This is a genomic window from Chryseobacterium arthrosphaerae (assembly GCF_001684965.1).
Taxonomy (GTDB): Bacteria; Bacteroidota; Bacteroidia; order Flavobacteriales; family Weeksellaceae; genus Chryseobacterium; species Chryseobacterium arthrosphaerae.
The window spans coordinates 2,552,331-2,577,496 of record NZ_MAYG01000001.1 but is presented as its reverse complement, the minus strand read 5'-3'; the positions used below and the strand labels follow the sequence as shown (position 1 = coordinate 2,577,496).

Annotated in this window: 19 protein-coding genes; 7 read left to right on the top strand and 12 right to left on the bottom strand. The window is 39.0% G+C overall.

What is annotated here, in order from left to right:
- Position 1 precedes the first annotated feature (1 nt).
- The 9 genes from BBI00_RS11565 to BBI00_RS11530 form a co-directional block, all read right to left on the bottom strand.
- Complete coding sequence (locus tag BBI00_RS11565) at positions 2-1,387, bottom strand: TolC family protein (protein ID WP_065398910.1); 1,386 nt, start codon at positions 1,385-1,387, stop codon at positions 2-4.
- Positions 1,388-1,456: 69 nt separating this feature from the next.
- Positions 1,457-1,864 carry an HYC_CC_PP family protein gene (locus BBI00_RS11560; RefSeq protein ID WP_065398909.1) on the bottom strand — a complete coding sequence of 136 codons (408 nt, stop codon included), beginning with the start codon at positions 1,862-1,864 and terminating at the stop codon, positions 1,457-1,459.
- 333 nt (positions 1,865-2,197) lie between these two features.
- Complete coding sequence (locus tag BBI00_RS11555; RefSeq protein ID WP_083988481.1) at positions 2,198-2,590, bottom strand: DUF3060 domain-containing protein; 393 nt, start codon at positions 2,588-2,590, stop codon at positions 2,198-2,200.
- A gap of 172 nt (positions 2,591-2,762) precedes the next feature.
- Complete coding sequence (locus tag BBI00_RS11550) at positions 2,763-5,801, bottom strand: choice-of-anchor I family protein (protein ID WP_065398908.1); 3,039 nt, start codon at positions 5,799-5,801, stop codon at positions 2,763-2,765.
- Positions 5,802-5,942: 141 nt separating this feature from the next.
- Positions 5,943-6,092 (bottom strand): hypothetical protein, encoded by a 150-nt coding sequence (locus BBI00_RS23330; RefSeq protein ID WP_165602518.1) that lies wholly within the window; start codon positions 6,090-6,092, stop codon positions 5,943-5,945.
- A complete protein-coding gene (locus BBI00_RS11545; protein ID WP_065398907.1) occupies positions 6,089-6,742 on the bottom strand; it encodes an NAD-dependent epimerase/dehydratase family protein in 654 nt (217 codons plus the stop codon). The genes BBI00_RS23330 and BBI00_RS11545 overlap by 4 nt, the downstream gene beginning before the upstream one ends.
- A 393-nt stretch (positions 6,743-7,135) precedes the next feature.
- Positions 7,136-8,020, bottom strand: a complete 885-nt coding sequence (locus BBI00_RS11540) for a Ppx/GppA phosphatase family protein (protein ID WP_065398906.1) — start codon at positions 8,018-8,020, stop codon at positions 7,136-7,138.
- The gene (gene ppk1, locus BBI00_RS11535) at positions 8,017-10,089 is read right to left on the bottom strand and encodes a polyphosphate kinase 1 (protein WP_065398905.1); all 2,073 of its coding nucleotides are present in this window, start codon (positions 10,087-10,089) and stop codon (positions 8,017-8,019) included. Before ppk1 ends, BBI00_RS11540 begins: the two co-directional genes overlap by 4 nt.
- A 122-nt stretch (positions 10,090-10,211) precedes the next feature.
- Positions 10,212-11,177 carry a hypothetical protein gene (locus BBI00_RS11530; protein ID WP_065398904.1) on the bottom strand — a complete coding sequence of 322 codons (966 nt, stop codon included), beginning with the start codon at positions 11,175-11,177 and terminating at the stop codon, positions 10,212-10,214.
- Positions 11,178-11,338: 161 nt separating this feature from the next.
- Between BBI00_RS11530 and BBI00_RS11525 the strand changes: the two genes are divergently transcribed.
- The 4 genes from BBI00_RS11525 (at position 11,339) to dnaK (ending at position 20,911) form a co-directional block, all read left to right on the top strand.
- Complete coding sequence (locus tag BBI00_RS11525) at positions 11,339-11,776, top strand: T9SS type A sorting domain-containing protein (RefSeq protein ID WP_065398903.1); 438 nt, start codon at positions 11,339-11,341, stop codon at positions 11,774-11,776.
- A 15-nt stretch (positions 11,777-11,791) separates the two neighbouring features.
- On the top strand, positions 11,792-18,271 hold the full coding sequence (locus tag BBI00_RS11520) for a polymorphic toxin type 23 domain-containing protein (RefSeq protein WP_065398902.1): 6,480 nt from the start codon (positions 11,792-11,794) through the stop codon (positions 18,269-18,271).
- A gap of 26 nt (positions 18,272-18,297) precedes the next feature.
- Complete coding sequence (locus tag BBI00_RS11515) at positions 18,298-18,831, top strand: hypothetical protein (RefSeq protein WP_123902265.1); 534 nt, start codon at positions 18,298-18,300, stop codon at positions 18,829-18,831.
- 181 nt (positions 18,832-19,012) lie between these two features.
- Positions 19,013-20,911, top strand: a complete 1,899-nt coding sequence (dnaK, locus tag BBI00_RS11510) for a molecular chaperone DnaK (protein ID WP_065398900.1) — start codon at positions 19,013-19,015, stop codon at positions 20,909-20,911.
- Positions 20,912-21,015: 104 nt separating this feature from the next.
- Here the strand turns inward: dnaK and BBI00_RS11505 are convergent, their stop codons facing one another.
- Positions 21,016-21,519: an SRPBCC family protein gene (locus BBI00_RS11505; protein ID WP_065398899.1), complete on the bottom strand. Its 504-nt coding sequence runs from the start codon at positions 21,517-21,519 to the stop codon at positions 21,016-21,018.
- A gap of 4 nt (positions 21,520-21,523) precedes the next feature.
- On the bottom strand, positions 21,524-21,838 hold the full coding sequence (locus tag BBI00_RS11500) for an ArsR/SmtB family transcription factor (protein WP_065398898.1): 315 nt from the start codon (positions 21,836-21,838) through the stop codon (positions 21,524-21,526).
- Between the two features lie 238 nt (positions 21,839-22,076).
- Between BBI00_RS11500 and BBI00_RS11490 the strand changes: the two genes are divergently transcribed.
- The 3 genes from BBI00_RS11490 (at position 22,077) to BBI00_RS11480 (ending at position 24,648) form a co-directional block, all read left to right on the top strand.
- A complete protein-coding gene (locus BBI00_RS11490; protein WP_065398896.1) occupies positions 22,077-22,613 on the top strand; it encodes a hypothetical protein in 537 nt (178 codons plus the stop codon).
- A 224-nt stretch (positions 22,614-22,837) separates the two neighbouring features.
- A complete protein-coding gene (locus BBI00_RS11485; RefSeq protein ID WP_123902264.1) occupies positions 22,838-23,317 on the top strand; it encodes a hypothetical protein in 480 nt (159 codons plus the stop codon).
- A gap of 191 nt (positions 23,318-23,508) precedes the next feature.
- A complete protein-coding gene (locus BBI00_RS11480) occupies positions 23,509-24,648 on the top strand; it encodes a cytochrome-c peroxidase (protein WP_065398894.1) in 1,140 nt (379 codons plus the stop codon).
- A 163-nt stretch (positions 24,649-24,811) separates the two neighbouring features.
- On the opposite strand, the gene BBI00_RS11475 is transcribed toward BBI00_RS11480, so the two are convergent.
- Positions 24,812-25,165: a cupin domain-containing protein gene (locus tag BBI00_RS11475; protein ID WP_065398893.1), complete on the bottom strand. Its 354-nt coding sequence runs from the start codon at positions 25,163-25,165 to the stop codon at positions 24,812-24,814.
- Position 25,166: the final 1 nt, after the last annotated feature.

The window sequence follows — 25,166 nt, the reverse complement described above, 5'->3', positions numbered from 1 at the left end:
GTTATTGGGTAATTGCCTGAGTCAGAATAGAAATATCACCTTTCGATGCGGCTATCAGTAAAACAGCCTGCCAGGAATTGTTCTGGGCAATTTCATAATTGATCTCGGCACGGTTCAGCAGATACAGGGCCTGGGTAAAGTCAACAATGGTTGTCAATCCGTTTTCATACAATGCTTTCTGCTGACGGAAGGCATCGTTGGCAGCCTGCATCTGAATCCGGGATTCTTTCACTTTGGCCAAAGCATTTTTATATTGGGATTCTGAAAGGCTTTGCTGGCTGGATAATTCCTGCTGCAGCTGATGATAATCAAAATCCAGTGCTTTTGTAATCAGCTTCTGTTCGCTGACCTTAAAGCCGGTTCTGTAAAAATCAGTAAGGTTCCAGCTGAGGTTGACCCCGACAATATAATTCATCCTGTCTACTCCAACTCCCTTCAGGTAAGATTGTGAAAAAGCCGTATTATCCTGAACATAATTCCACCCGAAACCGGATCCCCGGCCCTGGAATGCCCCAAAGAGAGAAACTGACGGCAATTTTAATGTATTTAAATGAGTTTCCTGTTGTTTGCTTTTATTGATCTTCTGTGCAACCCATAGAGCGCTTGGATGGTTTTCAACAGCTGAGGTTTTCATCACCAGAGACGGTGTGTTTTTACTGAAATAATGATCCAACTGATAATCTGTAAAGTTTTCTGCCAGCAGATCTGCCAGTTTTTTATTGTATTCCAGTACATGGTCATTGGCATTGATGGTTGCAGTTTGTGCGCCGGACATTTCCGCTTTGGCAAGCGAAGCATCCACTTCCGGGATCAGGCCGCTTTCTGCTCTTGCTTTGGCAATAGTATAGATAACTTCTGAGCGTTTGTAATTTTCGTACTGAACATTTTCCAGACGCTGGCTTACAAGAAGATTAAAATAAGCTGCCGCCGTTTTTACCTGATGCTGAAAAATTTCCTGGTTCAGATCTGCTTTCTGTACTTCTGTATCTGCTATCTCAATATTTTCTTTGGATTTAAGTTTTCCAAAGGTGTAGACATTCCAATTGATATTGGTGAGATACAGGCTTCCGAATGCTGAGTTCCAGTTCTGATCTGCAAGAGGCATTGAGGTTGAAGAGATGCCGGGACCACCCTGGCTGTACATAGGACCATTCTGTGCATTGATCGTTCCGAAGTTCTGCTGAGCCATTAAGGTCACTTCCGGAAGATAATAGGTTCTCTGATGTTTTAGCCTTTCCTGGGAAGCTTTTATATTGATTTCCTTTTTTTTGATAGACTGGTAATTTTTTTCTGCCCTTAGCAATACGTCCTCCAGACTTGTCAGTTGGGCAAAGGACAGGGCAGGGCAGCCCAGCCATAAGATGAGTGCTCTGAATGATAAATTCATAGAATATTTTTAGAATTAAAATTGAAAAATAGGAGTCCCCGAAGGGATCACGTTATGATCCAACAGATTCTAAATTCTATAAACGCAGTGAAGGATAAAAAGGGAAGGGTAGTTAAGATGGTATTTTGAAGGGTCAAAATAGAAAGCATGTTTTTCAGCAGCAAATGCTGATGAATTGTCAAATACCGTTCCTAAGGTATAATACGGAATGGAAGCAGATAAAAACTTTACCGGTGAGGTTTTGTAAGAGTGGGGAAGGTTATCTTCTTTACAGATCTTTTTGACCTCCAGTTTGCAACAGCCGTTGTGGTCTTTTTGTTTATTGGCTTTGCATTTCGGGCAATCCAGGTCAGAAAGTTTTTTCAGCCCTACATGTATTTCGCTTGAATTTTCTTTACAGACGTGTCTGCTGGTAGTAAATCCTGAGGAAACTACTATATAGAGGAGGAGAAACAGTATGTGGAAAACCCTTTTCATTTCGTGGGGTAAAATTAAATTGAATATTGCTCACGATGTTATAGAATTATGGAGGAAATTTATACTTAAAAGGATTTTTGGGAGGAAGTCAGAAGCTGAAAACTGGGAGGTAGTATTATAGGATAATGCACAGAAGCTGTTTGGTTTTGGCAAATCACAGGGGACTGGAGGATTGACAATATTGATTATTGGGAAATGATTGTAATAACTTCTATGGGTGCAGAAGATAAATAAACCTAACAGGTTTCTGAAACCTATTGGGTTTTACAGACCAGAGATTTCAATCTTAAATAAAAAATAAAGGCTCAGATGATCAATCCAAGCCTTTTTTATTTATTGTTTTACTACCTTATTTCCCACCCCTGTAAGTGAGGCATCCGGTTTTCCTGATTTTGTTCCAGAAGTTCTGTAGTATACGGTATTGCCACCACCTTCTATGGCAACTTTATCTACCCTGTCGATATAGACTTTATTGCCTGTTCCTGAAACGGAAACCTTTTTGGCACTTCCTTTCACGGTAACCGTATTATCCCCTCCTGAAACTTCTACCGTTCCTCCGTTAAGGGTATAGTTAAGTTTATGGCCTACGCCCTCCACTTCTACTTTTTTATTGCCATCGGATTGTGCTACGCCTTTTATGGATTCTACTTTGCTGGATTGAGCAAATGCAACTCCTGTTCCGGTCAGCAAGAAGGCAAGAACGCCTATCGTTTTAATATTTTTCATTGTGATTTGGTTTTGTTGGGGATAAATATAGACATAAAATAAATTAAGTACTGCCAATTAAAAGTTAAATCATCTTAAATATTGAACTTTACGAAGGCAGATTTTCAATCGTTTCCATAATAAAAAAGCTTCGGATATCCGAAGCTTAAAAAAATTAAATTATAAAATAACCTTACTGTACAATGATTCTCTTCAAATGTCCTTCTGAAGTTTTCACAAGGTAAACACCTGCAGAAAGAGCTGCAGTATTGATTGTTAAAGCATTTTTCTCTTTTCCGATCAGTTTTCCTGACATATCATACAATTCATAATCCTGCTTTCTGTTGAAATAAAGTGTATTTCCTTTGTTCACAGGATTAGGGAATATATTGAAGGTTGCTGTTTCTGATTTTGTTTCAACCGTTCCTAAAGTTGGTGGCATTGCCACTTCATACATTGATAATGTTCCGCTGATCTCATTGGCAATGATGACATAGCCTTTATTGGTTGTGGTATTTTCCGGAGCGATGTAAATAATTCCTTCCGGGCCGTTGTCTCCGCCGTACGCAGAGGTAGAACGGGAATGTTTATAATCTGTGAAGGTAGGGTTGTTAGGATCTGTAATATTGTAGACCATTACTCCTCCGGTCCGTTCAAGGGTAATGAAAGCGTAAGTCTGTCCGTTAATGGTTCCTAATGCCACTCCTTCAGGTTCCGGTCCTTTTGCACGGCTTCTGTTTTTAACGGCATTGGATTCATTGTCAACATTGAACAGCAAAGGATGGCTGGCTGCAATATATCTTTCGAACTGGTCCCCGCTGTCATATACAATCTGCCTGGTATCTGCATTGAAAATTGAGAATGATCGTGCTCCCAGTGCCGCCATTTCTTCAAAGTCTGTATCTCCGTCCGTATTTCCGGTAGCAGATGAAACCCTGAATCTTCCTAAATTATGAGAAGCTTTTAATAGTGCTGAATTAGGGAAAATTGCCGGATCTAAAATATAACTGTTAGCTCCTACAGTTGTTCTTTCGCTATATCCTGAAAGGTCTTTTTCATCACCTTCATTAGCCGTTACAATATATTGGGTATTCCCGACCTTGTAATTCTGTACGGCATCAGGAACGTAATAGGCCTTTACCGGCCAGTTGGCGATCAATATTTCTCCGTTATTGTCTGAAGCATCGAAGCCATTACCCGGAAGGCTCATATCTTTTTTGCCCAGTCCCCAGATTCCGGTGATTGTTTTCGTGGAAAGATTAACCTCAGCGATAGCATTGTTTTCCTGCAGGGTTACCCATGCTTTCTGGCTGTCTGCACTGATGGTTACGTATTCCGGCTCCAGATCCTGGGAAAGAGTATTGTTGGTTCTTACTTTTCTTAATCCTGTAGCCGTTAATGCTGCCACCTGGGAATCAAAATTATTGAAATTAAGAGTGGTCACATGAGACTGGGTAAGGTTTCCAATTCCTCCTGAAATATCGATGATACTGATGGTCCCTTCAGGATCTGTAGTGTAGGCATCATTGGGTTCCCCTTCATTGGCCGTAACTACTTTTGTACCGTCAGGTGTGAAGGTAACCATATCCGGAAGAGCCCCTACAGAAACCTGCTTCAGGAAGTTTCCGTTGATGTCAAAGAATACGACAGATCCGTTTTGTTGCGGATTGGTATTCGGGGAAGCGGCAGCGATGATTCCGTTTTTCACAGCAATACTTGTAATACCTCCATACGCAGCCATGTTGACTGTTTTTACAACTGATGGTGTGGAAGGTGTGCTGAAATCAATAATATCAAAAACATCCGTAAGTGAGCTGATTGTAAATAAACGCTGGGTTGCAGGATCATGAACAACAATCTCCGTAGAGCTGCTATTGTTGCCTGACGGATCAAAACTTCCTATATAATTCAGCTGGATCTGCTGGGAAGGTACAGGGGCCTGTTTATCATTATCCACAATATAAACCGTTGCTGAATTATCTCCGGAAATGGTCGCTCCGGACGGATTTTCAAGGCTTACCACGAAATATTCAGCCTGCTGCTCTTCCAGGCTGTCGTCAATAATAGGAATAGTAACGGTATAACTGTTGGTGGAAGGCGTGATATTGATCGTTTGATTCACTAATGTAAAGTCATTATTATCTGCCGTGCTGAAAGGAGCCGGCTTCACAACAAGATTGACTGTAGCAGCTGAAGGGTTTGCAATATTGATTTTAAATGCCAGGTTTCCTGCATTTTCATTGACTTTAATGAAATTTTTATCTAAAGAAATGGTGGTACCTGCTGTGGTAAAAGTACTGGACGTTACTGACGTTACTCCATTATCACTGAAATCCTCAACCATATTGGGTTTAAGTGCTACATAATAGGTCTGTCCCGGCACTAAGCCGGATGCAGGGATTAGGGTGATGGTGTTGTTGCTGAAAGCAGTGGTGAAGGGAACCTGTGTACCTGTAGCATTTCCCAGACGGAATTCTACTAGGCTTTGTGCATTAGAATCGTTGATTGCTGAATTATCTGTAAGTCTTACATTTTCGTTAAAAGCGATTGTCGGATTTACAGCGGTAGAGGCATTATTGGTATTATGGGCCGGAAGATAGGTAACAGTGGGCGGAGTGGTATCCGCACCTCCTGCTGGGCTTGCGTCTACTGTGAAATTATCAAAGCGGTTGTTACCCCCTGTTCCTCCTCCGGTAGCGGTAAATTCAACTTTTAGTTTGAAATTGGGATTATCGGAAGCTCCCGGAACGGCTGAAAAATCTAAAGTAACCAGCTGTGGATTGGCATCCTGAGGATTCACGGTCTGATACGGAACAAACGTAGTTCCGTCTGTTGAGTAAAACCATGTCTGTGTTCCTGCTCCCTGACCGGATCTCCGGGTAGAAAACTTCACAACAATGTTCTGGTATCCCGTTGTCGGAATAGTAAACTGCAGGGCTCCTCCGATAGGATTGTTGAATCTCAGGTGAGTTCCGGAAGGATCACTGTTTCTGGCATTCAGATTATCCACATTAAAGTTCTGTCCGGTACCGTTCGCAAAATCGATGATACTTGTGCCACCCGCTATGGCTGTAAGGGAACCATTGACAAGGGTAGAAGAAGGAGTTGTGACAGAGGCTTCGGAAGTATTGTTGTTAAAATTCCAGTAATGGATCAGCGTCTGTCCGGAAAGTGCGCTCTGAAAAAAGAATGCGGCAATGACAGACCCTTTTAATAGGTAGTTGTTGATCATTTTGTACTTCAATTAGATACATACAAAAATGAACTTTATGTTTCGCAACTATTTTAATGGAATTTTAAGAAATGTTTAAAAAATAGGTTTGTTTCTGATACAAGATAAAATAAAAGTTCAACAAATAAAATACAGAGTCAGTTATCTCACTGATTTTCCTGAAAAGTTTAAAATTTTTCCTGCCTTGCTGCCTTCCAGCGGATGTTTCTGCATATAGAAAAATCCTGAAATTGCAGTCAGAACCAAGAGTACAAAAATAACCAGAACAATTCTTTTTAACATGTCTCTCATATCGCTAAATTTTTAATATCTCTAATTTCTAAAGTTGCTGTAGGATATCCCTTTTGTGTGACACTGATCATTGCTCTTCCTACTTCGTGTAAAGTTAATGATTTTGTCGGTAAAAAAACAGGGAAAATCCAAATAAAAGGTTTGAAAAACCATTTTACATTCAATTGGCCGTCAACAGGTTTCATAAATCCGGGTCTGAAATTGTAAGCTCCTCTGAAGTTCATTTTTTTCAGAGCATTCTCTGTTCTTCCTTTTACCCTTGCCCACATCAGCTTTCCGCTTTCTGTGCTGTCTGTACCTGCTCCGGATACATAGCTGAAAACCATTTCCGGATTCTGATGAAGTACTGCTTCTGCAAAGCGGATAGTGGTATCATAAGTAATTTTAGTATATTCATCTTCATTCATCCCTACACTGCTGATCCCGGCACAGAAGAAACAGGCATCATAGCCTTTCAGATTTTCATCATGGATATTGATTGACAGAAAGTCAGGGATGAGATATTCCTTCAGCTTAGGATGCTTTTTTCCTGACGGTTTTCTGCTTATACTGAGTATTCCGGAAACATTGGGATTTTCAAGGCATTCCATTAAAACACCTTCACCTACCATTCCTGTAGCGCCGGTAAGAATTATTTTTATTGAGTCCATTGTTTTGCTATTGATAGTTGCATGACGGATGGAACGGGGGAATTACTTTAAAAAAATATAAGATATTGCAATTATTTATACGGATATCAGTTGGGGCGGGCTTTAGCCCGGCCAGATTAATTTAAAATATTCCACTGGCTTTAGCCAAAACCTGAAAAATATGATGTTTTGTATGAATTATTCCTGTTTACAGTGATGATTAGATTGCTTCGCTTTGCTCGCAATAACGGAAGGGTAGTAAAGTATGGGAATATCCAGCCCCGATTGCAGCGGCATCCTTTTTCTGTCTGGGTATCAGGAAGGGGAAAAAGATACAGCGGAAAGCGGGAAACAGCTCCTGAAAAATAAAACCGGCTCAATATTGGGCCGGTTTTACTATATTGTTGTATACCGTTATTTTCTGTGCTGTAACTGGCTGTAGATATTCTGGATCAATCCGTCTGCAACTGAAATTTTCGGGACAAAGATGCGGTTGATATCAGACCATGACATGATATTGTTGAAAATGTTCAGGGCATGAACCAAAACATCGGCTCTGTCTTCTCTGAGGCTGTATTTTGTCATTCTTTCTTCCACAGAAAGCTCATTGAACTCTTTGTGAACCTTCTTGAGATGTGATAAAGACATGGGTTTGCCGTCTTTCGTCTTGCTCATGGAGAATACCTTATTGATATTTCCTCCTGAACCGATGGCTACGATTGGTTTTTTGCTGTTGATATTTTTTCTGATCTCTTCCTTCATTTCTTTCCAGTTGTCTATTGTAACCAGGTTGTTCAGAAGGCGGATCGTTCCGATATTGAAGGATCTTTCGTATACCATTTTACCGTTTTCATAGAAAGTAAGCTCTGTGGAACCTCCTCCCACGTCAATATACAGGTAGGCAAATTCTTTGTCAAGACCTTCAGCTACGTGGTTTTCATAGATCAGGGTGGCCTCTTCGTCTCCAGAGATGATCTCAATATTGATTCCGGAAGTTTCCTTCACCTGGCTGATGATCTCGTTTCCATTGGCAGCGTCACGCATGGCACTGGTGGCACAGGCTCTGTAGTGGTCTACTTTATAGATTTTCATCAGGTCACTGAAAATCTTCATAGAATCAATGACCATTTTTTCTCTTTCCGGGCCTATTTTTCCGATGGTGAATACATCCATTCCCAGCCTCAGAGGGATTCTGAGAAGGTTAAGTTTGATGAATTCAGGTTTTCTGTTGTTGATCTTTACTTCATTGATAAGAAGTCGGGCTGCATTACTTCCTATGTCTATCGCTGCTATTTTCATTTTTTATTCGTTTTAGCTTTCAAATATTTATAGGTTTCTATTTGTGATCGGCATTCTTTTTTATCATTTCTTACATATTCATTGCTCAGCCTTTTGTCTAAGATCCTTGCTTTGACGTTATCTCTGAGCTGGATGTCCAGGATATCTTTCAATTCTTTTTTAAGGTTTTTGTCTGTGATCCTGGCAGCGGCTTCTATTCTGTAATCAAGGTTTCTGGTCATCCAGTCTGCGGAGGAAATATACATATCTTCTGCTCCTTTGTTATAGAAATACATTACCCGGGCATGTTCCAGATATTCGTCAACAATACTGATGGCTTTAATCTTCTCTTTAAATTCCTTCTGGTTTACGGCACAATAAATACCTCTTACGATCAGTCTTATGATAACCCCTGCTTTGGCTGCATCATATAATCTTTCAATCAGCAGCCTGTCACTTAAAGAGTTTACTTTTACAATGATTTCTGCCTTTCTTCCTGCTTTGGCTTCTTCAATTTCCTTGTCTATATGATGAAAAATCTTATCACGCATAAACTGCGGACAGACTAATAAGTTTTTGCATGTTTTTAAAACCGGAAGAAAATCGTCCTTTGGTTTTTTCAGCACATTGAATACCTTATTAATATCTGCCATGATGCCCCTGTCAGAAGTCATCAGCAAATGGTCTCCGTAGATGCGGGCCGTTTTTTCGTTGAAGTTTCCGGTGCTTACAAATCCGTATTGAATGGTTTTATTGTGCGATCTTTTTTTGATGACACACAATTTGGCATGTACTTTTTTGTTAGGAATTCCAATAAGAACAGTAATTCCTTCCGGTTCCAGCATATCTTTCCATTCCAGATTGGATTCTTCATCAAACCTGGCCTGAAGTTCAAGCATTACGGTAACCTCCTTACCATTTCTGGCCGCATAGATGAGTGCGTTGATGATTTTTGAGTTGCTTGCCAGACGGTAAGCGGTAATCTGTATAGATTTTACATCCGGATCCATTGCTGCCTCACGCAGAAGGTCAATCACCGGATTGTATTTATGATAAGGGAAGGTAAGAAGTACATCTTCCTTCATGATTACATCTGTAACTCTTTCCCCATGCTCAAAAGCCTGGTGGGTAAATGAAGTTCTTTCTACAGGTCTTTCATAGGTTTCAAAGACGTCCGGAAAGTCCATGAAATGTTTGAAATTATGGATTTTTCCTCCCGGAATAATGCTGTCTTTCTTGGTCAGATTCAGTTTTCTGATAAGAAGTTCCAGCAGGGCCTTGTCCATATCTTTATCAAAAACAAAACGGGTAGGTTTTCCTTTTCTCCTGTTTTTAAGTCCTTTTTCTATTTTTTCTGCAAAGTTGGTCCTGATATCGTTGTCCAGATCAAGCTCCGCGTCTTTGGTTACTTTAAAGGCATTGGCGGCAAACTCATCATATCCGAAATATGAGAAAATATGCGGAAGGTTAAAAGTGATCACATCTTCCAGCAGCATTACATTTTTCTCTTCCGGATCTTCCGTAGGAAGCAATACAAACCTTCCTACAAAACGGGACGGGATTTCAATGATGGCATAATTGCTGGAATATTGCCAGTCTTTTTTTCGCATGGCTACCCCAAGATAAAGGCTCTTATCTCTGAGATAAGGCATCGGCGTATTTTCATGAAGAAGAATAGGAATTACATTAGATTCCACCACTTCATCGAAATATTGTCTTACAAATTCTTTCTGTTTGGCGGTCAGGTTTTTCGAATTCTTGATAAAAACCTTATGGTCAGCCATTTCTGTCTGGATCTTTTTCCATGTTTTGTCAAAGTTTTGCTGTTGCCTCATGACAACCTCATTGATCCGCTGAAGAATTTTGGAAGGTGGCTGGTAAAAAGACTCGGCAATCACTTTTTCTTTAAAATCCATGGCGCGCTTTAATCCGGCAACACGTACCCTGAAGAATTCATCCAGATTGTTGGAAAAGATTCCGAGGAAACGTATTCTTAAATGCAAAGGAACTTTTTCATCCATGGCTTCCTGTAAAACCCTTTCATTAAAGGCAAGCCATGTAATATCTCGTGGATTAAAGTGTAATGACATTCTAAATGTGTATATTTTACCAAAAATAATAATTCGTACAGATTTTACCGTATTTTTTAGGTTAAACTTTGATTAATTTTAATCCCTCTGAACAGTATTCTTTGTAATGGAGAGTAAGCTTATTATTGATCGTAGTTCTGTAATAATTTTTTTATTTCTTCAATTTTTTTATACATTTTATTGAAAAAAATATATCGGGCTTTATTATTGGCAGAAAGTAATTCGGAGTTTTTGAGAATCAATTCAAGGCTTTTTTCATAGTTTCTACAAACCCTTTCGTCTAACGTGTAGTAATAACTCAGGATGTTGTAAGGTAAAAATAGCATTTTCTGATCTGAAAACCTGATGAAAACACTATTATTCATGATGAGAAGGTCGTTTTGGTATAGTTTGAAAGGCGTTTTCTGTTCGGTGATTATTTTTTCCTCAATCAGGTTTAGCATTTCCACGATCTCTTTGCAAATCTTTAAGGCACTGTCAGTTGTAATCAGCTCGAGCTGGTGAAAATAAATAATCTGTTCAAGGAGGGTATAAATGGTAACATTGCTCCAAATCTCAGTAGAGCTGACATCATTATAAGCTTCAGACAGCAGAATGGCTTTCCGGGTAATGTTTTCCGGGATTTCAAAATTTTCAAAGTTTATTCTCTGTGAGAAAAAAGCAACATCCATCAGTTTCAGCCACGCATAGATTTTAAACTTTCTGAGATTTTCAAACCTCATAAAATAAAATAGAGGAATATCCTTGGCTGCATAAATAAATTCAACATCCGGTTTATTCTTTACTTTCTGAAGATTCCTGATAGAAGATTCAAAATACATTTCCAGGTCATCCATATTATAGATATCATGCGTCTTGTTTAAAACAACATTATTCTGATGGGAAGAATGGATGAGGTCCAGTGATATTCCAAAATGCGACGCAAGGGAAATTCCTTCGTTCAAAGTAATATGGCTCTTCCCGCTGATTCTTCTGTAAGCTGTGTCATTAGAAAGTGCCAGCTTATCAATCATTACATCTACCAGATTCTTTTTTCCTCCGGATTCTTTTAATAACAGATCAAAGAGGTTTTTCTGATAATTTTTCATGTGAATTAGTGTTTTATTATCAAAAATATCTAAAAAAAATAAATAATAGTTATTTTTTAGATAATTAATCTGATGTGACCTTGCGGTTCAGGATGTATTGTCCTTTCGCAGCTGATTTGTTTTCTGGATTTTTGTATATACTAATAATCTAAACAAAACTTATGGGAAAATTTTTATCGTTATTTCTTTTCTTATTGGTTTCAATAGGAGGGATAAAGTCACAGACGCTCACATTTGAATATGAAAGTGGCGGAAATCAGATTGTAAGGAAGTATTGTGCAATGTGTGTCGCTCTTAAGAATGCAATGACCGAGCAACGGATCACCCAAAAAGAGTTTCCTCCCGAGGAATACCAGGTTAAAATTTATCCAAACCCTACAAAAGGTAAAGTAAATCTGGTCTGGTCTGCTGAATTAGGCAAAATGATTCAAAAAGTGGAATTTGTTGCCTATAATTTTACCCAGTACCGGGAGCTTCCTTTTGACAGGAGAGAGAATAAGATCTTATTGGATCTTTCAGAACATCCGATAGGAATGTACGTTGTGGTTTTTCATCTGAACAGCGGAGAAAAACTTACTTACAAGATCTTGAAACAATAACCAACATCACACAACATGAGAATCAGAATCTACTTTTTAATAACCTTGCTTTTTATATCAGGGTTATTCAACGGACAATCTGTAGGTCAGACACCTGGTGATTTGTCTGTTTCTTCATCGGGAGCTGCTAATTATACAATACCTATTGCCAATCTTCCGGGAATCAAAGATATGGTACCGGGGATTTCTTTAGCGTATTCCAGCCAGAGCGGCAATGGCCTTGCAGGATGGGGATGGAATATTGCAGGGATATCATCTATTACAAGAATACCATCTACAAAGTTTCATGACGGGATTATTGACGGGGTAGACTATAATGATAAGGACAGGTTTGCGTTTGACGGGCAGAGGCTTCTCTTAAAATCCGGAACTTATGGAGCAGACGGAGCAGAGTATCAGACGGAAACGTATTCCAATATTAAAATAGTTTCGCATGGTAATGTAGCCAATGGGCCGGAATATTTTATGGTATATTATCCAGACGGTAAAACCGCCAAATACGGAGGACCGAGTGGCTTTTTGGGAATGAACAGCTTTGAATGGAAAATCAATTATATAGAAGATGCCCAGCAAAACAGAATCCGGTTTACCTACGACAGTTTCAATAATTATATTTATGTTCAGACGATAGAATACGGGAATAATGCAGCCATTAATCCTAATGACAGTCCGAATAAAATAAAGTTTTACTATAAAGATGCTGCCAGAACAGACCAGGCTTATATTTTTGGTTCCCGGGATATTTATTCACACAGAAAACTGGACCGGATAGAGGTAACGGGCAACGGACAGCTTTTCAGAAAATACCAGCTTACCTATAATGTAACGTCTTTAAATTACGAAAGACTTGTATCTGTTCAGGAGTATAACGGGAGTAATGAAAGTATTAAACCTGTTATTTTAGAATATGACACTACAGATAACGGAATTACCAATAATTCAAAAACAATAACGAGCGTTTCTCCGGCTTACGACAGAAACAACTGGCAGTATACTTCGGGATATTTCGATAATGACAGTTCGATAGATTTTATGACTTATCCTAATTCCAGGGATCAGCTTTACAGATTCAATTCCAGTCAGTTGACCAATTCCAGTTCCAATGTAACGGGCACCCTGATTAATGTAGAAAAATTCACGAATATTTTTTCAACGAAATTAGTACTGCCCAATAATAAATTTTATAATCTGGATGCAGTAACTACGGTAATTGCTGACAATACGACCCCTGTTACTGATGATGAGATTATAAAAATAAACAATTATACTTCGAGCAGCAATACCAGCTCGCTTGAGCTGGTATTCACAAATTCTTACAGATTTCCGACTGCTTTGAATGAAAGATGTATTGTTATTAACGGAAGTAATACCTACAATACCAGAATCCCCAAGACTTATCTCACAGGAGATTTTGATGGAGACGGAGTATCTGATATTCTGGCTGTAGTTCGTCCTTACTCCGTATCCCAGACCTATTACTGTGGTCCTGCGAAACAAAGTACAGATGCCAACAGACCACCGCCGGATTGCTGTACACAGGGTACAACGATTGATATTTCCCAGGTTTTTTTACTGAAACTGGATCCTAATAATTCCAGTGTACAGACACCGGCTACTCTGGGATACAATTATGTCGTAAAATCAGATTCCAGAATTTACGTTGCCGATTTTGAAGGCGATGGTGTTGCTGATTTATATATCATCAATCCCGGCCAGCTCTATGTATATGGAATGAAAAACGGAGCGTTTGTTCAAAAAGCAACTTTTTCCAGCGGCCTTATTAAAAATGAATATCCATGTTATCTTGCTGATTTCAATGGAGATGGTAAAACTGATATGGTAACTCCTATAGAAAATGCAACTACCAACTGGTATTTTATAATCAACTCCGGAGAGACATTTATGGGAAATGTAAGGGATATAGGGACCAATTATTTTAAGCCTCAGGTAATCAACTCCTGTTATCCGGCTCCGTCAGGCGGTAATATCTGCGGATATATGCTTCAGCAGACTTACTATACTTTTACAGACATCAACGGAGATGCAAAAGCAGATTTGTTCTATCACGATATCCTGACTCCGCATAATGTGCCGGAAGCAGGACCCAACGCGAATGGTGCTTATCTCGCTTATGGAGATAATTACAGCATCAGAGATAAAGGAGGGGTGAAGTACAATATGGGAAGCAATGTCAATGGTATGCCTACTTTTTCAGCCTATATAGATGGCTGGCAGAATAATTTTACCTATGGAGGAGCCATCAATAAAGGGACACCGATATTTTTGAATAATCCTAATATTGCCAATCAGAACTTAGATTATGCTTTTTTTGGTGGGGATAAGATCAAATATGTTTCGTTCAAAAAAGATAACCGTATAGATGTTACTTTGAAAAGAATCAAAACCAATGATCTGGTAACGGAAATTACCTATGATACCGCAATAGATAACGGGAGCGGTTCAGGAACCTATACCGGAGATTCTTCCGAGTTGTATCCTTATATCAACCTGAATATTGCCCCGTCTATGAAGCTGGTAAGAAAAATTGAGAAAAGCTTTAACGGAGAAACCAAAATCCAGGAGTACAGATATAAAGGCGCTGTAATGAATTTGCAGGGGCTTGGCTTTATAGGATTTAAAGGAATAGCCAAATCTTCCGTGTATGGAGGAACTGTAACTCAGCCTTTATGGGCAGTTTCTTTACAGGACCCACAGAAAAGAGGTGCTGTTAAAGAGAGTTACATGAGCGAAACTCCAGACTTCAATTCTCCGGGTTCTTTTGTTTCAAAAACGATTAATACTTATACCACATCGCTGTTGCCTAATAAGGTTTTTGTCAATTTACAGTCACAGATCCAGCAAATTGATAATCTGACAGGGACGACGACCAATCAGTATGTAGACATTTACGATTCCTATAATAATCCTAAAAAAACAAGGATCGTAGCCAATGGTGGTGAAAAAATAAACCTGATTGACTATGAAGATAACCCAACCGGAACCGGTTCTCAGTATTATATAGGAAGACCTGTGAAAAAAGCTGAGACACAGACGTTAGGAACAGATGTTTTCTCTAAAGAAATGCTTTTCACTTATACCAACGGACTTGTTACACAAACCAAAAGGAAAGGAAATAATACAGATTATATTACCGAAGATCTGGAATATGACCAGTTTGGAAATAATACCCAGAAAACCCTTTCTGCACCTGGTATAGCTCCAAGAATAGAGAAGACTCAGTATGATACTTCCGGAAGATTTGTCATTAAAACCACAGATATTTTAGGAAACTCAACTTTGTTAGCTTATGAGTCTAATTTTGGAATCTTACTGTCCAAAACCAATCACCTGAATCAGACCGTATTGTTTGGGTACGATACCTGGCAGAGAAAAGCACAGGAAAAAGATATTTATAATAATGTTACCGAGTATTTCTATGAGTGGATTACTTCAGGAGATTTTATAAATGGTATCAGATCAAGAATCGTTGACGCTTCAGGAGCAACCAAAGAAACATTAGTGGATAACTGGGGCAGGAAACGTCTTGAACGTGGGCTTTCTATCAACAGTAAATGGATAGAAAAAAGAACGGAATATGATGTTTTGGACAGGGCTTACAAAGTAAGTGAACCCTACTTCTCTACGGTTTCTCCAAGCAAATGGACGATTACGGAATATGACCTGTACGGAAGACCTGTCAAAAATATATTCCCGACCGGAAAAATTATTACCACATCTTATAACGGTTTATCCGCAACTGTGGTAGATGGACAGCGAACGCAAACCATTACTAAAGATGAATGGGGAAATAAGGTTAAAATGTCAGATAATGGAGGGGTAATTAATTATACTTACTATGCCAATGGAGGTCTGAAATCTACAAACTATGCAGGGCACGTCATCAGTGTAGAACAGGACGGATGGGGACAGAAAACCAAAATGTCTGATCCTTCTGTAGGGGGTGATTATACCTATGTTTATGATAATTTAGGACAGCTTTTGAAAGAAGAGAACCCTAAAGGGAAAACAGTGTTTGTATACGATCAGTATGGAAGAACCGTCAAGAAAGAAGTTTCCGGAGCCAATACAGACATCAAGATTACTTATAATTATAACGCCCAGGGTCTTCTTGCTTCCGAAACAGGAACCTCTGACGGGGTAAACAACTCCTATACCTACAAGTATGATAATTTTTACAGAGTCGCAGAACGTGAAGAAAATAATGGCTCAGCAATCTTCAGAAATCATTATACTTATGATGCTTTGGGAAGGATCAATAAAGAAACCAAAGAAACCATTTTCGGCAACATTTCCAGTATTTTTATTATTGAAAATGTTTATGCTTCCTGCGGTTTACTGGTAGCCATCAACGACGGTAACGGGGATGCAATATGGAAATTAGGAAGTGTAAATGAAAAAGGGCAGGTGATCTCAGCATATTTCGGAAATGGAACGGATATCAACAATACCTATGACGACAATTATTTTATCGAAAAGATAAGACATAAGAACAGCACTTCAGGACTTATCCTGGAAAACGAATACAGCTTTGTAGGAAGTACAGGACTGTTGAAAGGCCGGAAGAATTTGGCTGTAGCCAATGGCTGGAATGAGGTTTTTGAATACGACACCTTACAAAGACTGGTTTCCTGGAGTAATCCTGCTGGAGTTCAGTCCCAGACCTATGATTCGTTTGGAAGAATTGATAACAACAGTACCGTAGGAGATTATAAATATGCAGATACTAACAGGTATAGAAAAACAGAAATTAATCTGAACGCTGTGGGGGATGCATATTATAAAGTGAATCAGCTTCAGATGGTATCTTATAATGCCTTTAAAAATCCGGTCACTATTTCGCAGGATGGAAATGAAATGGCAAAATTCGGGTACAATATCCATCAGACAAGATCATCGTCAGATTATAACTACAATCTTGATTTCGCATACTATATGAGGCATAAGATCTACTCGGATAATACTTCAGTAGAAATTATTGAAAACTCCTTTATGGGAAAAACTCCTCCTCTTTTTGTACGGACAAGGATTGTAACATATATCGCAGGTGATCCATATTCTGCACCGGCTGCTTATATTGAAGATTTCGATCCTAATGACGAATCAATAAACAAGGGGCTGCATTACCTTCACAGGGATTACCAGGGAACCATTATGGCAATCTCAGACAGGTCAGGAAAAATTGAAGAAAGAAGACAGTTTGATCCATGGGGAAATCTGGTATATCTTGAAAAGAACGGGCTGAAAATAGATCTTAAAAAAGCAAATCCTGACCTGCTGATAGAGCGTGGATATACTGCTCACGAACATTTCTTCCAGGTAGGTCTTATTCATATGAACGGCAGGATGTATGATCCTAAACTGCATACCTTCCTGTCTGTAGATAATTTTATACAGGATCCTTTCAATACACAAAATTATAACAGATATGGATATGTGCTGAATAATCCTTTGATGTATACCGATCCCAGTGGTGAGATATTCTGGCTGGCGGTTCTTGCCGGTGCCATTATTGGAGCTGTTACCGGTGCCGCAAGTTATATAGGGCAGGCAATACAGACGGGTGACTGGAGTTGGGGTAAATTCGGAATGTCTATTTTGGGAGGTGCATTTACCGGGGCTGTTATGGGAGCTATCGCACCATATGCAATACCGGTCGGCACATTAGGTGGCTTTGCACTGGCAGGCTTTATGGGATCTTTTATGCCGAGCTTTAATGTCAATCTGGGTGGAGGATTCAGTATAGGAATATCCCCTAGTATAGCGCTGGGAAACAGTAGCAGTCTTGGACTTAATTTCAATATGTCCTATAAAAAAGGGAACTGGAATATTTCTGCAGGTTTCAGCATTGCCAATCAGTCTGAGGCAGCAGGCAGCGGAGCTTCATTCTGGGAAAAAAGATACTCCGGAGGTATTGGATATGATAATGGTAGACTGGGATTGTCCATCTATTCTACAACCTTTAGAGGCGGTGGATTTGATCAGAGAATAGGAGGATTAATGATAAGACATGGTGATTTTAGTTTCAGATATGAAAATGATGGGATGCCATTTTCTTTAAAGAAAGGTTTTCCTTATCTTGGTGATGGAAATGACAGCTATCGTACAGCTTCTGCTCATTTGGGATATAAACAGTTCGGAATCGGGTTTAACTTATTTACCGGATACAGAAGTGATTATAGCGGAGATAATGAGAAGATAGGGCAAGGAGTATATGGTGATAATGGGGAATTTTATCCAAACAATTTTGTGAAAGAAGAAGGACCTCAGTATAGAATGGGAGCTGTATATATGAATGTGGGAGCTATGCGTATGGGGCAGGATTCCGATTGGTTCAGACATGCCATTCAGGACCGCTGGGCCCATGATATGAATAACTTTTTGATAGACACCAGACAACCGGGCTTTAAAATGCTTAGTGGCGGATATACCAATTATATGCAGTATCAGACAATTAATCCTTTTTCATTATGGTAATTTTTAAAAGTATAGGGATCTTTCTTATGAGTTGGGCTTTTGGGCAAAGTACACCGGACAGATTGCTTGATGATGGTGTTACCAGAGTTCCTGTAAGCTTTGAGAAGATAAAAAAGAAGCAACAGCTCACCCGGAATTTTTTTTCAGAAGACAGTCTTTATGAACTGCAGTATCTTACAAAAGGAGATAAAGACTACAGTATTCCCGATGAAAAAAATATATGGACCTATGACACCAAAGAATACCTTTACTTTTATAAAAACGGAAACCTGAATTTATTTACCAACCTGAAAGGCAGTTTAAATCTTAACCCGGACTATAACGGAAGCAGAGGGTTTTACTATATTCAGGAAAATGGAGAGATTATCGTATTTATTTATCAGAAAAAAGGAGAATGGAATATGAAATGGAGCTACGGATACAATAAATATTTCGGTACACTAAAAGAAAACAGGCTTTACATGAGAAATAATGAGACCTATGCCGGAACAAAGCTATACAGAATCAGTATTTATAACAACACGGGCATCGGAAAGAATCATTATTCAGCATCATGGTAATTTAAAACCAGTATTTGGTTATTATTTATAAGAAAAAATGCCTTATAATTTTTATTTAAACCCCGACTTAATCGGGGTTTTTATTTTTATTGTGTCATTTTGTCACAATTTTTTGAATGGTACAGATATTGAGAAATTGAGAGTGTAAATTAAATTAAAAATAGAAAAAATATAAAATATTATGAGTAAAATAATTGGAATTGACTTAGGAACAACCAACTCTTGTGTTGCTGTAATGGAAGGTAAAGATCCTGTTGTTATCCCTAACGCAGAAGGTAAAAGAACAACCCCTTCTATTGTAGCATTTACAGAAGATGGTGAAAGAAAAGTAGGTGATCCTGCAAAAAGACAAGCGGTAACGAATCCAACTAAGACTGTTTACTCTATCAAAAGATTTATCGGAACACACTTTAAAGATGATGCTTCTGAAATCTCAAGAGTACCTTATAAAGTGGTTTCCGGACCTAACGATACTGTAAAAGTAAAAATCGACGATAGAGAATATACGCCACAGGAAATTTCTGCAATGACGCTTCAGAAAATGAAAAAAACGGCTGAAGATTATCTTGGTCAGGAAGTGACAAGAGCAGTAATTACTGTTCCTGCGTACTTCAACGATGCACAGAGACAGGCTACTAAAGAAGCTGGAGAAATCGCAGGTCTTAAAGTAGAAAGAATTATCAACGAACCTACAGCTGCAGCATTAGCTTACGGTCTTGATAAAAACCATAAAGATCAGAAAATTGCTGTATATGACCTTGGAGGTGGTACTTTTGATATCTCTATCCTTGATTTAGGTGATGGTGTATTCGAAGTATTGTCTACAAACGGTGATACACACTTAGGAGGTGATGACTTTGATGATGTGATCATCAACTGGATGGCTGATGAGTTCAAAGCTGAAGAAGGAGTAGACTTAAAAGCTGATGCAATCGCTCTTCAAAGATTGAAAGAAGCTGCTGAAAAAGCAAAAATCGAATTATCTTCTTCTCCACAGACTGAGATCAACTTACCATATATCACGGCTACAGCTACAGGTCCTAAACACTTAGTGAAGACTTTAACTAAAGCTAAATTCGAACAATTATCTGCTGATCTTGTAAGAAGATCAATGGAGCCGGTTGCCAAAGCATTAAAAGATGCAGGTTTATCAACTTCAGATATCGATGAGGTAATCCTGGTAGGAGGTTCTACAAGAATCCCGATCATCCAGGAAGAAGTAGAAAAATTCTTCGGTAAAAAACCATCTAAAGGAGTAAACCCGGATGAGGTTGTAGCTATTGGTGCAGCAATTCAGGGAGGTGTATTGACAGGTGATGTAAAAGACGTATTACTTCTTGACGTTACTCCACTTTCTTTAGGTATCGAAACAATGGGGTCTGTATTCACTAAATTAATTGAAGCGAACACTACAATCCCAACTAAAAAATCTGAAGTATTCTCTACAGCTTCTGACAACCAGCCGGCTGTAAGCATCAGAGTAGGACAGGGAGAAAGACCAATGTTCAACGATAACAAAGAAATCGGTAGATTCGACCTTACTGACATCCCGCCGGCACCAAGAGGAGTCCCTCAGATCGAAGTAACTTTCGATATTGATGCAAACGGTATCTTAAGTGTATCTGCTAAGGATAAAGGAACCGGTAAAGAGCAGTCGATCAAAATCCAGGCTTCTTCAGGTCTTTCTGACGAAGAAATCGAAAGAATGAAAAAAGAAGCTCAGGAAAACTCTGCAGCAGATGCTAAGAGAAAAGAAGAAGTTGAGATCTTCAACAAAGCTGACGGTTTGATCTTCCAGACTGAAAAACAACTGAAGGAATTCGGTGAGAAACTTTCTGCTGACAAAAAAGCAGCAATCGAAAGTGCAGCAGCTGAATTGAAAACAGCTTTCGAAGCTAAAAATGCTGATGACGTAAAAGCTAAGACTGAAGCTTTAGATGCAGCATGGATGGCAGCTTCTGAAGAATTATATGCAGCAGGTCAGCAGCCGGGTGCAGATGCAGGAGCTCAGCAGAATGCAGGGGCTAACAATGCAGGAGGTGAAGATGTACAGGATGCAGACTTCGAAGAAGTGAAATAATAAATGTAGAAAACACTAACATTTAATTATAAAACAACCCGGCGGTAAACGAAGTTTACCGCCGGGTTTGTATTACATCTGTAGTTTTACGAAGACATAACCCACTATTTTTTCAAAGTGGGTAACAATTCGTCCAGATTTTCCATGCACATGGTAAGACCTTCCCTGAATCCCATGGCAATCATTGTTTCAATATCTTCATAGCTGTCATGCTGAAGCGTGATGCTGACCAGCGTGATGCCGTTTTCTTCCGAAAAAATATTAGTCCAGTGTGAGCGGGGTTTTTCTGTATTTTCTTTTCCGTTTTCGTCACAGAAAGCATCCAGCCAGGTCACAGATTTCAGGATTTCTATTTTTTGATATTCTGCTTTACACCAGAGTTTTTCGTTTTCCGGGCTCACCATGGCATACAGCCACATTCCTCCTTCGGTAAAGTTTAGGGATTTGGTCTCCACATGGTAGGGTTTAGGTGCCCACCATTGATCCAGCAGTTCTGCTGTTGTCCATGCCTGCCAAACCAGTTCAAGGTTGGCATTGAATTCACGTTTTACAACAATGGTATTGTTTTCCTTGTTTACGGAAAAATCAAATAAGAGGTTGCTTTTCATTGTATTATTTTTTGATGGTTGCTAATAATTCGTCCAGTTGGCTGAACTTTGTTTCCCAGATTTTACGGAATTGCTCCAGCCAGTGATCTATTTCTTTCATTTTGTCTATTTCCAGCGAGTAGTAAATTTCCCTGCCCTGATGTCCCTGTTTTACCAGTTCACATTCTACTAAAATGCGGAGGTGTTTGGATACGGCCTGCCTGGTGGTATCAAAATGTTCTGCGATAGCATTAGGTGTCATTGCCTGTACTGCGATAAGCCCTATGATTGCCCTTCTGGTAGGATCAGCAATCGCCTGGAAAATATCTCGTCTTGTCATATCTTTTTATAAAACTTTATCACTGTAAATTTATATGAAACCAAACGGTTGCGCAAATTTTTATTATCTTTTTTTTGAAAAAAATGCTTCACATTTGTATTGATGGGCTTTGGAAGATGTTCGGTTGCGGATAAAGTTCAGAATGAAAAATTGAATTACATCTGCTATAATTCCTGTATTCAACGGCCGGATTGTACATTTTACTGTATATTTAGGCTGAAATTTTATTATAAAATATATGAAAAAGATCATCGGTATATTATGTTTGGCTGGAACGTTGGCAGGTTGTAATAAGTCGGAGACTGAAGTACGTACAAAAGATGAACTGAGAAAAGAGAAAACTTTATCTGAAGAAAAAGAACCGGCATCTTCAGGAACAGGAATTTCAAAAGAAGAAGCTGTAAAATTGGCCATGAAACAGTTTGAAGAGTATTTGCCAAATATCCTTAAAACTTATGACGGGGTTATTGATCTTCAGGAACCAAACGTTGGAGATTTTACAGGTGATGGGATAGATGATGTTGCTGTATATTGGGATATTGTACCTGAAGGTGGAAATGCCCTCATCGGACAGGGGCTGTCACTGTACAGAAATGACGGGCATAAAGTGAAGGTGATTGCCGGATATGAACCGGATTATCTGTTTGCTTTTGACACCATCAAAAATGGAAAAATCATTGTTGAAAAACTTGAGTACGCTGAAGAGGACGGAAGGTGCTGTCCTTCCATAAAGACCAAACATGCCTTAACGATCAAAGGAAATAAGGCTTATTAAAATTTAAAATGATTTTAATATTAATCGCTGAAAGCAAAAATGTACCAGGGCTCATAGCGGAGTAGTAATTATCACGGCATCATAGAAAAATATGGATGATGAAAAATGTTGAAAAAGTGTGAATCTGTAAAATAAGATATGAAAGAATTTTTTGTATCTTTTTTGCTGATTATCAGTATGAAATTTAAATAGTATTTTTCTTATCACACTAAATCTGTCTTATAATGAAACACCTGTCAATATTATTTGCATTATGTCTTCACTTAGCGGTGTATGGACAAAAAACACCTGAATCAAAACAGGAAACACAAATGCGGTCCGAAGAATTTACCCAACAGCTGATCACACTGATTGAGAAAAGAGATATTGAGGCTCTAAAGAAACTCACGACTCCGAAATTATACTGCTATGTATGTTTTGATGCCGCACCGGAAAAGCCCCCGATTGTTGATCAAAAGACTTTTTATACCAGATATTTAATTCCTGTTTTTAATAAAGACCTGCTGGAAAGACTGAAACGGAAAGAAATAAAGTTTTCCGTTGATAAATATAAGGCGAGAGAAGGCGGGAGAGATTATATTGTACTGTATACAATAGACAGACCCAATGAACTGGGAGACGGCCACGAAGGAGTACAGTTTATTTTCTGGCTGAAAGATGAAGAAGACGGTCTTAAACTTTCAGGATTAGAAACTGTACCTTAAAAAATTAGCTGTGGGAATTGATACCTTCCGAAAAGAAATTCAATGTATGCTCTTATCAAAGGACAAAAGAAAATATATTTGTAAACCAATAATACAGCCTGACTTTGAGGATAGTTCTATAAAAATAAAGTGGATGATAACGGAAAGACAATCAGTTGGCGTCTGTAAAGCTGAATGTTTATAATTAAAAAATGAAAGACAGATATCTAGCTATTCTGGCGGTTGCCGGTATAATATCTTTATTGAGCTATACTTCTAATGACCCTACGGGATATACCGTAGAAGAGCTGCGTACCCTTTACAGCAGTGGAGACCGGTCCAAGTGGCCTCTTCCTCATTTATTCAGTGAAGCTAAAGATGGGTTTGAGGATATAGGAGCTCTGCCTGAAATGAAATTTCCTGAAGATAATCCCTATTCCGAAGATAAAATGGAATTGGGGAAAATGCTGTTCTTTGATCCGATACTTTCGGGAAGCGGGCAGATCTCATGTGCCAGCTGCCATAACCCTGAAACAGGATGGTCAGACGGAAGCAGGGTTTCCTCCGGTCACAACAGGCAGACAGGAACCCGGAATGCCCCTACCTTGCTGAATATAGGATACGCAAAGACGTTTTTCTGGGACGGACGTGTGACAACACTGGAAGAACAGGTAAAAGCCCCGATAGAAAACCCGGTGGAAATGAACCTTCATATGTCGCTGGCTGTAAAGAATATCGGAAAAATTAAAGACTATAAACCTTTCTTTGTGAAAGCTTTCGGAAACGGGGAAATTACCGAAGATAAAATTTCAAAAGCAATTGCTACATTTGAACGTTCCCTGATAAGCTCACCTTCAAAATTTGATCAGTTTATTTCCGGAAAAAAAGATGCCCTGACGGATTCTGAAGTAAACGGCCTGCACTTATTCCGGACCAAAGCGAACTGTATCAATTGTCACAATAGCCCTTATTTTTCTGACCAGAAATTCCATAATCTGGGTCTTACCTATTATGGCGAAAAATATGAAGACCTGGGCAGATATAGTGTGACCAATAAAAATGAAGATGTCGGGAAATTCAAAACTCCAACCCTGAGAGAAGTTTCTGAGAATAAACCTTATATGCACAATGGGCTTTTCCCTGAGCTGGCGAATGTCGTTATGATGTACAATGCCGGAATGGGCAGCGAAACCCCAAAAGAAGAACAGATCAATGATCCCCGATTTCCACACAAGTCTGAAATGATCAGAAAACTGAATCTGACCGATGAGGAAATATTTGATATTGTGGCATTTTTAAAAACCCTGAACAGCTACAAATACAAAATGCGTCCGCCGGAATTACCAAAATAAAGGGGATGGCATTTATTCAAAATCTTTATAGATAAGCAATTTGAAGTGTTCGGTAGAATTCAAATATATCTTTGACTATTAATAGCTGTAATAAAGAACAGGAAAGTATCCTGAATCCCTAAAAGGTATTCTTTATTACAGCTTGTTGTGATATGGGAAATATCTAAAGAATTTCCACTTCTTCCGGTACAACGAAAAGAATGATACAGCCATGCTCAGACTTCACAGAATGTTTGAAATTGGGGGGTGTATACAGGTAGTCTCCTTTTTCCAGGTGAGCTCCTGCAATGACAGCATCCCCTTCCATGACAAACAGTTCTTCTCCGGCTGGATGATTGTGATAAGGGTAGCCTGCTCCCGGTTCAAACTTTAAAAGAATAGTAGTGGAGCGGTTCTTGTCCGGATCAAACTTTAATGATTTTACGGATATACCTTCATAATGAATGCCTTTCTCAATAAGTGGCTGCCATTCTTTCTGTTCTGTTTTTACGATATAATCGTGGATGTTGGTATTCATG

Coding starts and splice junctions, on each gene's coding strand:
- BBI00_RS11500 (WP_065398898.1), bottom strand. CDS start 21,838: ATGACAAGACGAGATATTTTCCAGGCGATTGCTGATCCTACCAGAAGG.
- dnaK (WP_065398900.1), top strand. CDS start 19,013: ATGAGTAAAATAATTGGAATTGACTTAGGAACAACCAACTCTTGTGTT.
- BBI00_RS11505 (WP_065398899.1), bottom strand. CDS start 21,519: ATGAAAAGCAACCTCTTATTTGATTTTTCCGTAAACAAGGAAAACAAT.
- BBI00_RS11545 (WP_065398907.1), bottom strand. CDS start 6,742: ATGGACTCAATAAAAATAATTCTTACCGGCGCTACAGGAATGGTAGGT.
- BBI00_RS23330 (WP_165602518.1), bottom strand. CDS start 6,092: ATGAGAGACATGTTAAAAAGAATTGTTCTGGTTATTTTTGTACTCTTG.
- BBI00_RS11565 (WP_065398910.1), bottom strand. CDS start 1,387: ATGAATTTATCATTCAGAGCACTCATCTTATGGCTGGGCTGCCCTGCC.
- ppk1 (WP_065398905.1), bottom strand. CDS start 10,089: ATGTCATTACACTTTAATCCACGAGATATTACATGGCTTGCCTTTAAT.
- BBI00_RS11555 (WP_083988481.1), bottom strand. CDS start 2,590: ATGAAAAATATTAAAACGATAGGCGTTCTTGCCTTCTTGCTGACCGGA.
- BBI00_RS11550 (WP_065398908.1), bottom strand. CDS start 5,801: ATGATCAACAACTACCTATTAAAAGGGTCTGTCATTGCCGCATTCTTT.
- BBI00_RS11490 (WP_065398896.1), top strand. CDS start 22,077: ATGAAAAAGATCATCGGTATATTATGTTTGGCTGGAACGTTGGCAGGT.
- BBI00_RS11475 (WP_065398893.1), bottom strand. CDS start 25,165: ATGAATACCAACATCCACGATTATATCGTAAAAACAGAACAGAAAGAA.
- BBI00_RS11560 (WP_065398909.1), bottom strand. CDS start 1,864: ATGAAAAGGGTTTTCCACATACTGTTTCTCCTCCTCTATATAGTAGTT.
- BBI00_RS11520 (WP_065398902.1), top strand. CDS start 11,792: ATGAGAATCAGAATCTACTTTTTAATAACCTTGCTTTTTATATCAGGG.
- BBI00_RS11540 (WP_065398906.1), bottom strand. CDS start 8,020: ATGAAAATAGCAGCGATAGACATAGGAAGTAATGCAGCCCGACTTCTT.
- BBI00_RS11485 (WP_123902264.1), top strand. CDS start 22,838: ATGAAACACCTGTCAATATTATTTGCATTATGTCTTCACTTAGCGGTG.
- BBI00_RS11525 (WP_065398903.1), top strand. CDS start 11,339: ATGGGAAAATTTTTATCGTTATTTCTTTTCTTATTGGTTTCAATAGGA.
- BBI00_RS11480 (WP_065398894.1), top strand. CDS start 23,509: ATGAAAGACAGATATCTAGCTATTCTGGCGGTTGCCGGTATAATATCT.
- BBI00_RS11515 (WP_123902265.1), top strand. CDS start 18,298: ATGAGTTGGGCTTTTGGGCAAAGTACACCGGACAGATTGCTTGATGAT.
- BBI00_RS11530 (WP_065398904.1), bottom strand. CDS start 11,177: ATGAAAAATTATCAGAAAAACCTCTTTGATCTGTTATTAAAAGAATCC.